The sequence below is a fragment of the Aneurinibacillus thermoaerophilus genome (assembly GCF_019603355.1).
Lineage (GTDB): Bacteria > Bacillota > Bacilli > Aneurinibacillales > Aneurinibacillaceae > Aneurinibacillus > Aneurinibacillus thermoaerophilus.
Map to the genome: position 1 here is coordinate 793,718 of NZ_CP080764.1, position 12,848 is coordinate 806,565.

The window sequence follows — 12,848 nt, forward strand, 5'->3', positions numbered from 1 at the left end:
ATATCAAGGAGATTACACAATGTCTGTAAAAAAGAAAGTCTTACTTGGGTTAATTATATTAATCCTTATATTTGCTGGGGTTATTGGTTATGTATACTATTCTCTCTTTTATTCAATGTCTAATCTTCCTAAGGGTGATTTTATAAAAAAAGTTGATTCTCCTGATAAAAACTATACTATACAAATGTATATTGTGAATGGGGGAGCTACTGTATCGACAGCAGTTCGAGGTGAGCTAATAACAAATAAAAAAGGAACTAAAAAAAATATTTATTGGGATTATAAAACATCTGATACGAATGTAAAATGGCTGGATAATGACACAGTATCTATAAACGGGCACGAAATTAACGTAGAAAAAGATGTATATGACTTTAGAAGAAAATAATCCGATAGTTTGTATTGAAACTAAAAGAAATTCTTGAATAATTGCGTAATATGAAAACCCTAGTAAACAAAATGTGTTAAATATACTACTTTACAATCCGTATACAGAATAAATATTGATGTGGAATTGAATTTTCCCTTTAAAATCAACATTTTCGGGGTAGTGTCATGATGTTCACACTACCCTTAATAAATAGTATTTTGTTACATTTAAACTATTTATTAATATATTTATACATAAATCAATTTCATAACTTGGAGCCTTAGAGCCCCAAGGGTTTCAGGAGCTTAAAAAAGTAGCACCTCCCCAAGTTTTACTTACAAACATGTGTTAAAAACTCGATAATCCCTGTAAAAACGCAGTTTTTAATGGGTAATTATGAAATTGATTAACATAAAATTCAATTTTGGTATTTACATCCATATTAAATTACATTATAATTCAATTATATTCCAATTTTTATAATATTTGAGGAGAGAGAAACTATGAAAAAAAGAAGTATTGCAGCAGTGATTTTATCGTAAGCATTAACACTAACAACGGGGGTTAGTGCAATGGCTTCTGAAGAAGCACCAAATTCAGTTCTACAAAAGACTGATGTGCAAGTATTAGCTAGTTACCCAAATATTACATCTAGCTTCTCGAAAACCTTGAAAAACAATGCTGCCTATATTGCATACTATGCTATGTGGGATAAAGATCAAGGAACATATCCTGCAGGTACAGGACTAGAATTTGCCTCCAAAGTTAAAAGCGGTGGGGAATGGGATTATAAAAGGACTCTCGGCCCTTCTACTAAATATGAATACAATGGATATGCTATGAGAGGTGAGGATCTCGGTAACGTACATTATGGTTTTGTTGGTAGAGCGGCAGGCTTCGCTCCTACAATTTTAAGAAGCGCAGCAGGTGCTTATCAAATTTATAGCGGAACTTCCATGCCTAACTGGTGGAGTTCTTATTTTGACGATCCGATAGACCAACAATATATTAATTTTGGAATAAATATGTGGGACAATGGTACTCTTCCTAAAACCCTTTCTGCAATGCAAACAGAATCTATGACCCCTTCTATTGAAGATGCACAATTATTTAACTTATTAACTGACAGCGAGAAAAAGGAGATAGAAGAGAAAGCTAAGAAAAATTCAGCTAAGATTAAAAAAGAATTAAAAGAACAAGAACAAAAGCAACAACAAGAAAATAAATAGTTTTTTAAAAGCAAAAAGCCGATTTTTTTTACCTGAAAAATCGGCTTTTTGCTTTTAATCAAAGAATGGCTGGAAAAATCATATTAAATAAAGATTTAGATCAATAAACACATACATCATGTTTATGTAAATCACTAGACTTGCCCAAAATTAGAAACAAAATTTGCCATCTACAAAGAAACGAAGGATTCCCTATGCAGCTTGCAGCTGTTTTTGAATAAAATCCAGCGACTCTCCTGCTCTTGCTGCTCGATAGACAAATTCAATCCAGCTTTGGCTTTTTTTTACCCGCCATCGCTGTAATCCATCTAGAAGTGTAGCGTGTACTGTAAGGATGCAAAAAGCAGCGGTAAAAGATAGCAGTGTCCAGAAACGATGAATTGCTTTTGTACTTCGTACTTGATAACGGTCAAACGAAAAATTACCCTTTATCGTTCGAAAGTATGTTTCAATTACCCATCGCTTGCTATAGTAGGATAGAATTTGTTCACTAGATAACGAAATGTCTGTACTTAGAAAAGCTCGCATGTTTTTCAAGGTAAGCGACTCAGCGGCATCCCAACATAAAAGCACTACAGCATTTTCAACCATGTTTAGTTTTCCTTCATAACGATAAACACGATAGGAAGTGTGACCGACGGTCACAAGGTCGGTATCACTTTCTCTAATATGGTTCGCAAATTCTTTCAATGATTGACGAATCCCTTGCGGATAAAAAATGCGATTGGTTTTTAAGCCGCTGATTACATGACATCCAGATTGTGCGGCTGTTTCAAGTACACTTTTGGCAGGATACCATGTATCAATAAGAAGATATTTCTTCTGTGAACAACGTGGTAAATTCGCTACAAGCTCACAGGCCAGTTGAATTTTACTTTGCTTCTTGGATTCATATCGTTTGAAATCATAGGGAATCACGCAATCACCACAACGCAGTACTTGTTGAACCATCTCATACCCCCATACCTGTTTTCCTTTTGTATGGGAATAATGAAAACCAGTTCCCTGTATGGATAACATCGCCTGTGACGAAGGCTTTTTTTTTCTCACAAATGGTATCGTCTATGATAATGAAGATCGGTTCTTCTGTGCGTTTCGCTTCTTGTCGAATCATTTTCCAGGTTTTTTCCTGGATGATGCGCATGAGGTAGTTTTCATCCCATTTTCCGTGTGATAAGAAATGACTGAGTGTACGCTGATTTCGTGAATGGCAGCCTTCTCGGTGAATATCGGTAAGGGTACCAGAGAAGCCACGGGTCATGACACCATCTATAAAGAAGCTGACCTGCCAAACAAAGGAAGTCAGCTTCTTTATACATAGAATTAATCATCTTGCTCCTCATGCTTATCGTTTTTTTCTGCCTGCTTATTGTCATCTGTGGCAGATACATCTTTCTTTTCCTTCTCTTCCTCTTTTGATTTTTTTTCCTTTTTTGGTTTGCGTGGCACTTGTTCCATTACGGCTGCCAGATTCGGATTCCCGTTTTTGCGAAGCGAATGGGCAATCTCTTTCGGATCTATTCCTTCCGCGACCATGCGGTCAATTTTCGCCAAATCCCCTTCGCGGATGCCGTAACTACGAAGCTGGTTTATTGTATTCGCATCTAATCCCTGACCTGCGGCCGAAGCCTCGGTTACGGCCTGTTGTCCTGGGTTAGCGGGTGTGACGCCGGAAGAGGTGGCTACCGAAGATGAATAAGAGGCATTCGCTTCTCTTTGTTTTTGGGATGTTTTCGTTTCGTTTTGTTCTTTGCTTGCCGAAGAGGAAGATACCGTATAGCCTGGCTCCGAATAAAGGCCTTCCGCTTTCGCTTCGTCGAGCGTTTTATTAAGTGGAATGAGTACGACTCCGGTTTCCGTAACTTTAGAAGAGGTTGCATTTTCTGTTTTGGATAAAGGGGTGTTGGTTGCCGATTGTCCGTTTGAAGGCGAAACGTTGTTAGGTTTTATAAACAGAGTGGCGAACGCGAAAGCGAGAAGAACCATCGCAGCTCCTCCAGCGATAATATACAGACGTTTTACTGACGTTCGCGATTGCAACCATTTGTTCATTTGCCGATGCTTCCTTTCTTTCAAAGTCCTCCTACATAATATTCGCATATTCTCTTCCCTTTTTGAAGGGTGTATATAAAATTGATAGCGTTTTTTAACAAATTGCAAACGATAAGAGGATGTGAATTTATCAAGTTAAATGTATTATTTAAAGAGAAAACGGGAAAGCAGGGGGAGTTATGCAAATCAAATGTTCAGATCAGCGCCCTGTTGTTGCGATAGCCGGGGCAAGCGGTTTTGTTGGACAGGCACTAATGAAGCGGCTTATGAACAATTACCGTGTGATTGGATTGACACGGAACGAGAAAAAGGTCAGCGAATCCGAACGGAGCAGATGCCTGAACCTGGAATGGCGACAAGCGGATTTGTTTTCCTTGTTGGAAGCGGAAAAAGGTTTGCAAGGGGTGGACTACGCTTTTTATCTTGTTCGCACGGGAGTACCGTCGGCGCGCCTGACACAAGGGAAGATTCAGGATATGGATGTCATCTTGGCGGACAATTTTGCGCGTGCCGCGAAAAAAGCGGGCGTCAAACAAATCATTTATCTGGGCGGCCTTATTCCGGAGCAGGCAAATGGTGTACCCGGCTGTTTGCAAAGCCGCCTTGAAGTAGAAGCAGCATTGCGGGCGCATGGCGTACCGGTTACGGTTTTGCGAGCTGGCATTGTCATAGGAGCTGGCGGTTCCTGTTTTCGGATGATTTTGCGTTTGATTCGCCATCTTCCGATGATGATCTGCCCGCGTTGGATGTCGTCCGAGGTGCATCCGATTGCGCTTCAGGATATTGTGGTATTGCTTGCAGCGTGCATAGGGCGGGAAGAGACGTATAGCCAGTCTATCGATGTAGGCGGTTCGGATACGTTGACATATAAACAGATGATTTTGCAAATTGCTGAGCTTATGGGGAAGAAGCGCCGCCTGTATTCCGTACAATTTTTGGCACCGGTAGTGTCGAGCCTGTGGTTGACAGCGGTAACCGGGATACCGTTACAACAGGTCAAGTCATTCGTTGGTAGCATGAAATATCCACTTATAGGGAAGAGAAGATGGTTACAGCAACGATTGGGGTTGCCCGGATTGCCGTTTGCTGAGGCGGCTTGCCTAGCATTGCAGGAAGAAGCAAGGGGAAAAACGGAAAAGAGAAAGCAAGCTGCTTTATTTGGCGGCAAGCACGGGAAAAAGAAACGGCTTAATAATGTGCGTTCAGTGCAGCGTTTCGTTCTCCCCAGGGGAAGAAACGCGGACTGGGCGGGACGAGAGTATGCAGAATGGTTGCCCAGGCATTTAAAACCGATGATTAGGGTATACCAAAAAAAGGATGGACGCTTATGGTTTTTGCTTGCAGGCGTGAAAAAACCATTATTGGAACTGACATACTCTAAGGAACGGAGTACACCTGACCGCACGCTTTATTACATTACCGGGGGAATATTGGCCCGGGTTGATACGCAACGCAGGGGAAGGATGGAATTCCGCCAAGTGTTGGATGGAAGATATGTAATTGTTGCGATTCACGAGTTTATTCCGCGAATGCCATGGTTTTTGTATAGAGCAACACAGGCGCTTGTGCATCTTTGGGTGATGCGCAGTTACGGACGGTATCTTCATCTACAGGCGGAACGTATTGGAGGCTAAGTAATAATAGTTCCGATTTGTTCACCGTATCGCAGAAAAGTTCCTCCCCTGATCCGTTCGTTAAGCGCAATTTTATCCTTTTTAAACAAAAGGATAACCGTGGAGCCGAACTCAAACAGGCCGACTTCTTCCCCCTTTTTGTATACCGGCCCATCGTTTAGGCGCTTTGAATACATTTGACCGTTTTTGACGTTTGTGGCGTGTTCGCCATACGCTACCTTTACGCTTCCCACGATAAACGCTCCGACCTTGACGATCGCTATCTCTCCGGCAGAAGTGCTGGCATACGTAATGAGGCGTTCGTTTTTTGTAAACAGACCTGGCACATGGTATACACCGATGCTGTTTACGGGAAACAGGCGCCCAGGAATGTATGTCAGTTTCGTTAACCGCCCGTCGAGCGGCATGTGAATGCGGTGATAATCACGCGGACTCAAATAAATTGTAAGAAATGTCCCACCTTCATATTTAGCGGCTGTTTCTTCTGAACAACCAAGCAATTGTTTGACGGTATAATTTATATTTTTTGCCTGAATAAGCGTTCCCTGATGAATGGGACCAAACTGTGCCACCTTGCCGTCTACAGGACTTACGATGGCTTCCGGAAGCGGGCAAACCGGCCGGGTGCCCGCTTTTAATTTCCGGGTAAAAAAAGCGGTCAGATGCGGATATTCGGCAACCGGCTTTTCAATCTCTTCAGTGTTTATATTAAAAATAGAGATATACGGCTTAATGAAGTATTTGCTCAATCGCGAGCGTCCCAGTCTTCCGGCCAGCCTGGAAAGCGTGTTTTGCGGCAGTAGGGTTATTATTCGTTTTGCCAAAGGACCAATCACTTTTGTTATCCTTTCTATAACAGTATAGTTAACTTTCTTATTGTAGCACAAAACCGTTTACCAATCTCTTATCTTTTCATCGTCCTCATTGTAATCTCCGTCTCCGTTTAAGTCCCACCAGTTTTTTCCTCGCAAAGACTTGGCGTATTCGATTTCTGACGCGGAGGCCCCCATGCTTTCCAGAGCTTGAATTTGAATTTCAAGGCATTTCATTTCTGCATCCATTCCTGTCCATACTTCATTGGGAACGGCCTCCTTATACGTATAGAGGTAGTCGTGGTACAGCTTGGAATGGTAAGCGTCATGGGCGATTGTGCTGGCGTACCATGTAAGCGAAGCGTTAACAGTCGACGCCCCGACTTTATAAGTTGGCGGTGTTTCGTACGCGGCCATTCCGCTAAAGTTATGCTGTTGGATTCTACCGATGTAAGTGACCGTTATCTTGTAAGCGTCTGGCGCTTTTTCTTGTAATAATTTTAAAGCAGCTTTTGTTTTAGTAATAAAATTTTTGTCTCCGGTGATTTGAATGGATGGAGAAGAGAGGGCGCTATGTCCGGCTGGTGCAGCTTTTACTTTAACCGTGCGGGTAGTCGCCGCGTTCACGGATAGATCGCCATGAAGAAAGAGTGTACAAATAATAAGAAGCAAAATAACAGGATTCATAGGGGCGCGGCTCCTTTCCTAGGGAAATGTTGTATCATTCATTTCGAGGAACGCACCAGAAATCCTTTAGTTATTATTTCTTAATATGGAAGAAACATGGAGAAGAAGTTGGAGAATAGGAGAGAGGAGTACGGCAAAAAATACAATCATCTAAAATAAACTTGAGAAGGAGTGTGAAATAGATGGGTGAAAGAAGATTTCGGCAGTATACTCACCAAAATCCGCTGGGGCATATTCATGAAGAAGATACCCCGTATCTCGGGGAAGCAAAAGAACCGGCAAAACCTGCCCCATCCGGACAGGTAAGAAATGCTTCGAAAATGGAAAATTCGGGGGATATGCGGCTAGGAAAAGAATAAATCAAGACTTTTAAGGGCGCTTTGAATGAGGCGCCTTTTTATATTAGATGGAACCGGTGAAGCGGCAAAAGACAAGCGCGCTCCCATTTTTTGAAAGCCATGATGTTGATGAAATATAGTAAGTTTGAAGACTTTACACTAATTGAGCAGTTTAATATTTTCATAAAGAACAAAAGTACATGTTTCTAGTGTATGATGAACCATAAATGAGACGTTAGATATAAAGGGACGAGGAATTGGAATGAAACAGGTGATAATTTGGCTTATTCGAGCTGGTTTATTTGGCGTATTTTTCTTATTGACTTTTTATTTATTTGATTGGGACTTTGTCAGGCGGCAGGGAGAGCGGCTGTTGTGTCATCCCGGCTGGTTGGTGTGGATGGCGCTTGCTTATTTGCTAGCATTCGGGTTACGCGCTCTGGCGTGGCGGACGTATTTGCGGGGGCATGTCTCTTTTTCCGCCTGCCTGCATGGGATATTTTACAGTTTGTTTATAAACCATGTGCTACCTGTAAAAGCAGGGGATATCATTCGAATTGGATATATAGTGAAGCGGGAGGCGATCTCTTGGAGCGAAGCCGTTCATTCCGTGGTAGTACTACGCTTGCTTGATATGCTTGTGTTGGGCGGTATGGCAGCTGCTGGAATTTTAGCATTAGGGCTTTCATTGCCTACCGTCGTATTTTGGTTTGCGCTTGCGGGAAGTATTGCGGTGGTAGGTGTAGTGTATACGTGGTTAAAAAAAAGTGAGCGGGGCTTTTTGCGAAAACACGTCCACATGCTACGGGATGGATTGGCCGGCCAGCGCGGCTTCTTGATTGTCGTAGCCACAATTTTCAGTTGGGTACTTGAAGCGTGGGTGATCTATGGTGTTGTCCGCGCGCTTGCGCTCGACATTTCATTTCTGGAAGGAGTCTGGGCAAATAGCATGACAATTGCCGGACAAACGTTTCATTTTACTCCAGGTGGTGTGGGGACATATGAAAGCGTGATGAGCTTTTCATTGGCAGCACTGGGCACGGAATGGCAGGACGCCTATCTTGCGACGCTACTAAGCCATGCGTTTAAGTTTGTATTTTCATATGTGGCAGGACTTTACGTTTTGTTTTGCGCTCCGCTTTCCGTAGGTGAGATGCGTGAATGGATAAAAGGAAGAATGCAGCCGAATAATGAAAAATGAAATGTGTCATACTATTATAATGACGAATTTTACGAAGATGAAAAAAGAGGTGAACGGAAATGAAGGCGGGCTGGTGGAGGCGCTGGTTGCGCGAAAAACGGAACACCAAGCGTAAAACGGAAGAGCGGGTGCTTCTTATGCCTGAAGAAAGGGAGTTAGCTTTAATACTTCAGGAGTTAAGAGGAAAAGTAGAGCAAGCTCAGGAAGAAAGGCGGCTGGATTATGAAATGTATGATGAATGTCGCCAGCTTTTGTTTCGGCTCGATTTGCTGGTGCCGTATTCAGGCATCATGCCGCCCGCTTTGCAGGAAAGGATCGCCAATCTGATTATGGAAGATACGCCCAGATTGCTTTATCCGTATTTGGCTCTGGGAGAAGAAAGCATGCGGAGTGTCCGGCGCGAGGCGGTTGCAGGCATCCGTTTCATGGCGGCGGAAGCGAAGCGGATTGTGGGCGCCATCCAAGAATATGAGCGCCAGGGATTGGCGAGCCAGGCTGCTTTTATTTCCAGCTGGTACAAAAAAAAGTAAAACACATTTTGCAAATATGATTGACAAAAAAAGTTCATCTGGTTTAATATTATGTTTAATTAAAAGATGTAACCGGTTACCTATTTTATAGCTTTTTGTTTTTGTATGTTTTTTTATAGTGTGTGTAACCGATTACATAAAATAGTGATGGGAAGGAAGAAACAGATGCCCACCATCAGAGACGTATCGAAGCTTGCGGGGGTTTCCGTGGCGACCGTATCACGCGTACTGAATCGTAGCGGCTATGTTCACGAGGAAACGGAGCGCAAAGTGTTAAAGGCGATTAAAGAATTGAATTATACGCCCAACTTCGTTGCCCGGAGCTTAACCAACAAGAAAACGGGCACAATTGGCCTGATGGTGCCCGATATTACAAACCCGTTCTTTCCGGAATTGGCTCGTGCTGTGGAAGACGTGATGCAACAGTATGGATATACAACCATTCTCGGCAATTCCGATGAAAACCCACAAAAAGAAAAGCAGTATATCCAATTGCTGAAACAAAAATATATTGATGGCGTGATCCTTGCTTCAACGGCGTTGACGGCAGAAGAGGTACATACGTTCAAAGTACCGGTTGTTGTATTGGATCGAGTGGTTTTATCCGACAACATTCCGATGGTGACTTCGAAAAACAGGGAAGGAGCCCGGGAGGCGACTCGCTTTCTTTTGAAACAAGGTTGCAGGAAAATCGCGCATCTTAGAGGGCCTGTGCAGCTCAGAATTGCTGATGAGCGTTGCCATGGATACCTCGATGTGGTAGAAAAATTGGAATGGTTCCATCCAGGGCTTATTGTTGCCAGCAATTACGATATGCGCCAGGCTATGCAGGCGACGCTGGAACTCCTGAAGAAGCATCCGGATATTGACGGGATTTTTGCTGGAAACGATATAATAGCCATCGGCGCGATGCGGGCGGTGCAGCTGCTTGGTATTTCAATACCAGAAGAAATGGCGATTATCGGCTACGATGGCATCACGATGGGAGAAATCGTGTATCCGGAACTGACGACAATGGCTCAGCCGATTTATGAGATGGGCGCGCTCGCCGCGCGTATGCTGATTAAGATGATCGAAAAACAGCCGCTTGATACTTTGTATTATGAACTGGATGTGCAGCTCATCGAGCGAGGGACTACGAGGAAGGGATAAATAATGAAACGACCAAAGATTGTTGTCATAGGCAGTATTAACATGGATCTGGTAACAGAGACACCGCGGGTACCCGCATTGGGGGAAACCGTGCTCGGCAGCAAATTTTCCACGCTTCCCGGCGGAAAAGGTGCTAATCAGGCAGTGGCCTGCGCACGACTCGGAGCTGATGTTTATATGATTGGGTGCGTAGGAGAGGATAGCTTCGGCACCATGCTTATAGATAATCTCAAAAAAGAAGGGGTTCGCGTGGACGGTGTGGAACCGGTTACACAAACAGCGACAGGCATTGCTTCGATTGTGGTCGAGAATGGGGATAATTCCATTATTGTCGTCCCGGGCGCTAACCATGCCCTGACCCCGGACAAAGTTCGCCGTGTCGAAGCCATGATTCGGGAAGCAGATGTGGTATTGCTGCAATTAGAAATTCCGCTGGACACTGTGGTAGAAGCGGTGCGTATTGCGCGCAAGGCTGATGTTCCGGTTATCGTAAATCCGGCCCCAGCGGCCGAATTGCCGCAGGAAGTGCTTAAAGATATTACCGTTCTGACGCCAAACGAGTACGAACTGGCTATTCTCCTTGGCAAGAAGCCGGGGGAGCATGGGGACTTCAGGGGCCTTATGGCGTCGCATCACGGAAAGTTGGTGATGACCAAAGGAAGCGACGGTGCATACTACAGCGATGGTAACGGAAATATTCGACATCAGCCTGGCTTTCAAGTCGAAGTGGTGGATACGACGGGCGCAGGCGATACATTCAACGCAGCGCTGGCCGTCATGATTGGCCAGGGCTGTTCGATAGCAGAAGCGGTACACTATGCGGTTGCGGCAAGTGCGTTATCGGTTACAAAGTTCGGGGCGCAAGGCGGCATGCCGTCTCATGAGCAGGTAGTCACTTTTTTGAAGCAAACATAGTAAGACAACAAGGAGTAGAGTCATGAAGAAAATTGGCGCTTTAAACAGCGAGATTACAGCCGTGATTTCTCAATTGGGGCATACGGATACGATTGTAATTGGTGATTGTGGGTTGCCGATTCCGGATGGGGTGAAGCGGATCGATCTGGCGCTGAAGCCGGGGCTTCCTTCCTTTATTGATACGCTGGAAGTTGTCCTGGAGGAAATGCAGGTCGAAGCAGCGGTGCTGGCGGAAGAAATTAAAACGCATAACCCGAAGATAGAGCAGCAGGTGCGGGAGATACTGCATGATGCAGAAATGTCTTACGTATCCCATGAACAGCTCAAACGTTTGAGCGAGCGGGCGAAAGCGGTGATTCGCACGGGGGAAGCGACACCGTATGCCAACGTGGTTCTAAGATCCGGCGTAATTTTTTAAGCAAAAGGATGTTGCGCAATGAGCAATCTGATTGAAATGACAGGCATTAGCAAATCGTTTGGCAAAGTGCAGGTGCTAAAAGATGTTTCATTTTCTCTAAAAAAAGGGGAAATTCATGCGCTGATGGGTGAGAACGGTGCCGGGAAGTCAACGATGATGAAAATATTAACCGGCATTTATCCGAAGGATTCTGGTACGATCCGGGTTCGTGGCCAAGAAGTAAATTTCAGTGGTCCGAAAGAAGCGGAACAGATGGGCATTGCTGTTATCCATCAGGAACTAAACATCATTCCGCAGCTGACGGTCATGGAGAACATGTTTCTTGGGCGCGATCTTTGCTATGGCAGAACAGGGATTTTACGCACGCGGGAAATGAAGCAAAAAACGCGTGAATACTTGGGGCGTCTAGGTGTCGACATTGACCCGGATGCGGAAGCGGGCTCTCTATCCATCGGGCAGCAGCAAATGATTGAAATCGCCCGCGCCTTGTCGTTGAACGCGGAGGTGCTGATTATGGACGAACCGACGGCGGCGCTGACCGACAGGGAAATTGAGGCACTGTTTGAAGTCATGCGCGATTTGCGGGCGCAAGGTGTCGGGATCGTATATGTATCGCACCGCATGGAGGAAATCTTCGCAATTTGTGATCGGATTTCTGTTTTGCGCGATGGTATCTTTGTCGGTACCGAAAATATTAAAGAGACGGATTTGGATACGATTGTCCACATGATGGTCGGACGTCAGCTTGGTGAACGTTTCCCGGAACGCAACGTGGCAATTGGCGAAGAGCGTCTGCGAGTGGAGGGACTGAGCGATAGCGGGGCGATTCGGGATATCAGTTTTTCCGCGCGACGCGGCGAAGTGCTTGGCATCGCTGGCCTGATGGGCTCCGGACGGACGGAAATTGCGCGCGCGTTGTTTGGTGTAAGCGAGAAGCAAAGTGGCCGAATCTTCTTGGATGGCCAGGAGATTCACATCCGGAAACCGGACGATGCGATTCGGCACGGTATTGCGTTTGTAACGGAGGACAGAAAAGGAGAGGGGCTTGTGCTCGGATTGTCCGTGCGAGAAAATATTGCGCTGACCAATTTGGGGAGACTCTCGAAAAATGGCGTGGTATCTTCTGTGAAAGAAGCAGGGTTTGTGCGGGAGATGATTCAGCGGCTGAACATTAAAACGAGCAGCGGCGAGCAAACGGTAAAGTCGCTGAGCGGCGGAAATCAGCAGAAAGTCGTAATCGGCAAATGGCTGGGCATTCAGCCGAAAGTGCTCATCCTCGACGAACCGACACGTGGCGTTGATATCGGCGCCAAAAAAGAAATTTATAACATTATCAATGAACTTACTGCTGTAGGTGTCACCATTATTATGATTTCATCAGAGCTGCCGGAAATTCTCGGTATGAGCGATCGCATTCTGGTTATGCATGAAGGAAGGCTGGCAGCAGTTATGGATAAAACAGAGGCTACGCAGGAAAAAATCATGCATGCGGCCACCGGAGGAAAGTAAT

General features: G+C 44.8%; 15 protein-coding genes. 10 read left to right on the top strand and 5 right to left on the bottom strand.

Going from position 1 to position 12,848, the window contains the following annotated elements:
• The first annotated feature begins 19 nt into the window (after positions 1-19).
• Entirely contained in the window at positions 20-388 is a 369-nt protein-coding gene (locus K3F53_RS04300) for a DUF5412 family protein (RefSeq protein WP_162265043.1), read from the top strand.
• 554 nt (positions 389-942) lie between these two features.
• Positions 943-1,599 carry a polymorphic toxin type 44 domain-containing protein gene (locus K3F53_RS04305; protein ID WP_057899671.1) on the top strand — a complete coding sequence of 219 codons (657 nt, stop codon included), beginning with the start codon at positions 943-945 and terminating at the stop codon, positions 1,597-1,599.
• 192 nt (positions 1,600-1,791) lie between these two features.
• On the opposite strand, the gene K3F53_RS04310 is transcribed toward K3F53_RS04305, so the two are convergent.
• From K3F53_RS04310 to K3F53_RS04320, 3 genes are read right to left on the bottom strand one after another with little or no spacing between them, the layout of a single operon-like run.
• Positions 1,792-2,550, bottom strand: a complete 759-nt coding sequence (locus K3F53_RS04310; protein ID WP_220559367.1) for a transposase — start codon at positions 2,548-2,550, stop codon at positions 1,792-1,794.
• A 1-nt stretch (position 2,551) separates the two neighbouring features.
• A complete protein-coding gene (locus K3F53_RS04315) occupies positions 2,552-2,923 on the bottom strand; it encodes a transposase (RefSeq protein WP_343211542.1) in 372 nt (123 codons plus the stop codon).
• Entirely contained in the window at positions 2,923-3,651 is a 729-nt protein-coding gene (locus tag K3F53_RS04320) for a hypothetical protein (RefSeq protein WP_091259791.1), read from the bottom strand. The genes K3F53_RS04315 and K3F53_RS04320 overlap by 1 nt, the downstream gene beginning before the upstream one ends.
• A 179-nt stretch (positions 3,652-3,830) precedes the next feature.
• Here K3F53_RS04320 and K3F53_RS04325 point away from each other — a divergent pair, with 179 nt between their 5' ends.
• Complete coding sequence (locus K3F53_RS04325) at positions 3,831-5,285, top strand: NAD-dependent epimerase/dehydratase family protein (protein WP_091259793.1); 1,455 nt, start codon at positions 3,831-3,833, stop codon at positions 5,283-5,285.
• Here the strand turns inward: K3F53_RS04325 and asd are convergent.
• Both asd and K3F53_RS04335 read right to left on the bottom strand, forming a co-directional pair.
• Complete coding sequence (asd, locus tag K3F53_RS04330; protein ID WP_091259795.1) at positions 5,282-6,121, bottom strand: archaetidylserine decarboxylase; 840 nt, start codon at positions 6,119-6,121, stop codon at positions 5,282-5,284. The two genes, K3F53_RS04325 and asd, sit on opposite strands and share 4 nt — an antisense overlap.
• A gap of 57 nt (positions 6,122-6,178) precedes the next feature.
• Positions 6,179-6,784: a hypothetical protein gene (locus tag K3F53_RS04335; RefSeq protein WP_220559369.1), complete on the bottom strand. Its 606-nt coding sequence runs from the start codon at positions 6,782-6,784 to the stop codon at positions 6,179-6,181.
• Between the two features lie 182 nt (positions 6,785-6,966).
• Between K3F53_RS04335 and K3F53_RS04340 the strand changes: the two genes are divergently transcribed.
• From K3F53_RS04340 to K3F53_RS04370, 7 genes are all read left to right on the top strand, one after another.
• Positions 6,967-7,143: a hypothetical protein gene (locus K3F53_RS04340; RefSeq protein ID WP_156424087.1), complete on the top strand. Its 177-nt coding sequence runs from the start codon at positions 6,967-6,969 to the stop codon at positions 7,141-7,143.
• Positions 7,144-7,384: 241 nt separating this feature from the next.
• Positions 7,385-8,323, top strand: a complete 939-nt coding sequence (locus K3F53_RS04345) for a lysylphosphatidylglycerol synthase transmembrane domain-containing protein (RefSeq protein ID WP_220559370.1) — start codon at positions 7,385-7,387, stop codon at positions 8,321-8,323.
• 59 nt (positions 8,324-8,382) lie between these two features.
• Entirely contained in the window at positions 8,383-8,853 is a 471-nt protein-coding gene (locus K3F53_RS04350; protein WP_156424086.1) for a hypothetical protein, read from the top strand.
• A gap of 165 nt (positions 8,854-9,018) precedes the next feature.
• On the top strand, positions 9,019-10,005 hold the full coding sequence (locus tag K3F53_RS04355) for a LacI family DNA-binding transcriptional regulator (protein ID WP_057899665.1): 987 nt from the start codon (positions 9,019-9,021) through the stop codon (positions 10,003-10,005).
• Between the two features lie 3 nt (positions 10,006-10,008).
• Entirely contained in the window at positions 10,009-10,920 is a 912-nt protein-coding gene (rbsK, locus tag K3F53_RS04360; protein ID WP_220559384.1) for a ribokinase, read from the top strand.
• A gap of 22 nt (positions 10,921-10,942) precedes the next feature.
• Positions 10,943-11,338, top strand: a complete 396-nt coding sequence (gene rbsD / locus K3F53_RS04365; protein ID WP_057899663.1) for a D-ribose pyranase — start codon at positions 10,943-10,945, stop codon at positions 11,336-11,338.
• A gap of 18 nt (positions 11,339-11,356) precedes the next feature.
• Positions 11,357-12,847 carry a sugar ABC transporter ATP-binding protein gene (locus K3F53_RS04370; protein WP_057899662.1) on the top strand — a complete coding sequence of 497 codons (1,491 nt, stop codon included), beginning with the start codon at positions 11,357-11,359 and terminating at the stop codon, positions 12,845-12,847.
• Position 12,848 lies beyond the last annotated feature (1 nt).

Coding starts and splice junctions, on each gene's coding strand:
- rbsD (WP_057899663.1), top strand. CDS start 10,943: ATGAAGAAAATTGGCGCTTTAAACAGCGAGATTACAGCCGTGATTTCT.
- K3F53_RS04345 (WP_220559370.1), top strand. CDS start 7,385: ATGAAACAGGTGATAATTTGGCTTATTCGAGCTGGTTTATTTGGCGTA.
- K3F53_RS04340 (WP_156424087.1), top strand. CDS start 6,967: ATGGGTGAAAGAAGATTTCGGCAGTATACTCACCAAAATCCGCTGGGG.
- K3F53_RS04370 (WP_057899662.1), top strand. CDS start 11,357: ATGAGCAATCTGATTGAAATGACAGGCATTAGCAAATCGTTTGGCAAA.
- K3F53_RS04335 (WP_220559369.1), bottom strand. CDS start 6,784: ATGAATCCTGTTATTTTGCTTCTTATTATTTGTACACTCTTTCTTCAT.
- K3F53_RS04350 (WP_156424086.1), top strand. CDS start 8,383: ATGAAGGCGGGCTGGTGGAGGCGCTGGTTGCGCGAAAAACGGAACACC.
- K3F53_RS04305 (WP_057899671.1), top strand. CDS start 943: ATGGCTTCTGAAGAAGCACCAAATTCAGTTCTACAAAAGACTGATGTG.
- rbsK (WP_220559384.1), top strand. CDS start 10,009: ATGAAACGACCAAAGATTGTTGTCATAGGCAGTATTAACATGGATCTG.
- K3F53_RS04310 (WP_220559367.1), bottom strand. CDS start 2,550: ATGGTTCAACAAGTACTGCGTTGTGGTGATTGCGTGATTCCCTATGAT.
- K3F53_RS04320 (WP_091259791.1), bottom strand. CDS start 3,651: ATGAACAAATGGTTGCAATCGCGAACGTCAGTAAAACGTCTGTATATT.
- K3F53_RS04325 (WP_091259793.1), top strand. CDS start 3,831: ATGCAAATCAAATGTTCAGATCAGCGCCCTGTTGTTGCGATAGCCGGG.
- K3F53_RS04355 (WP_057899665.1), top strand. CDS start 9,019: ATGCCCACCATCAGAGACGTATCGAAGCTTGCGGGGGTTTCCGTGGCG.
- K3F53_RS04300 (WP_162265043.1), top strand. CDS start 20: ATGTCTGTAAAAAAGAAAGTCTTACTTGGGTTAATTATATTAATCCTT.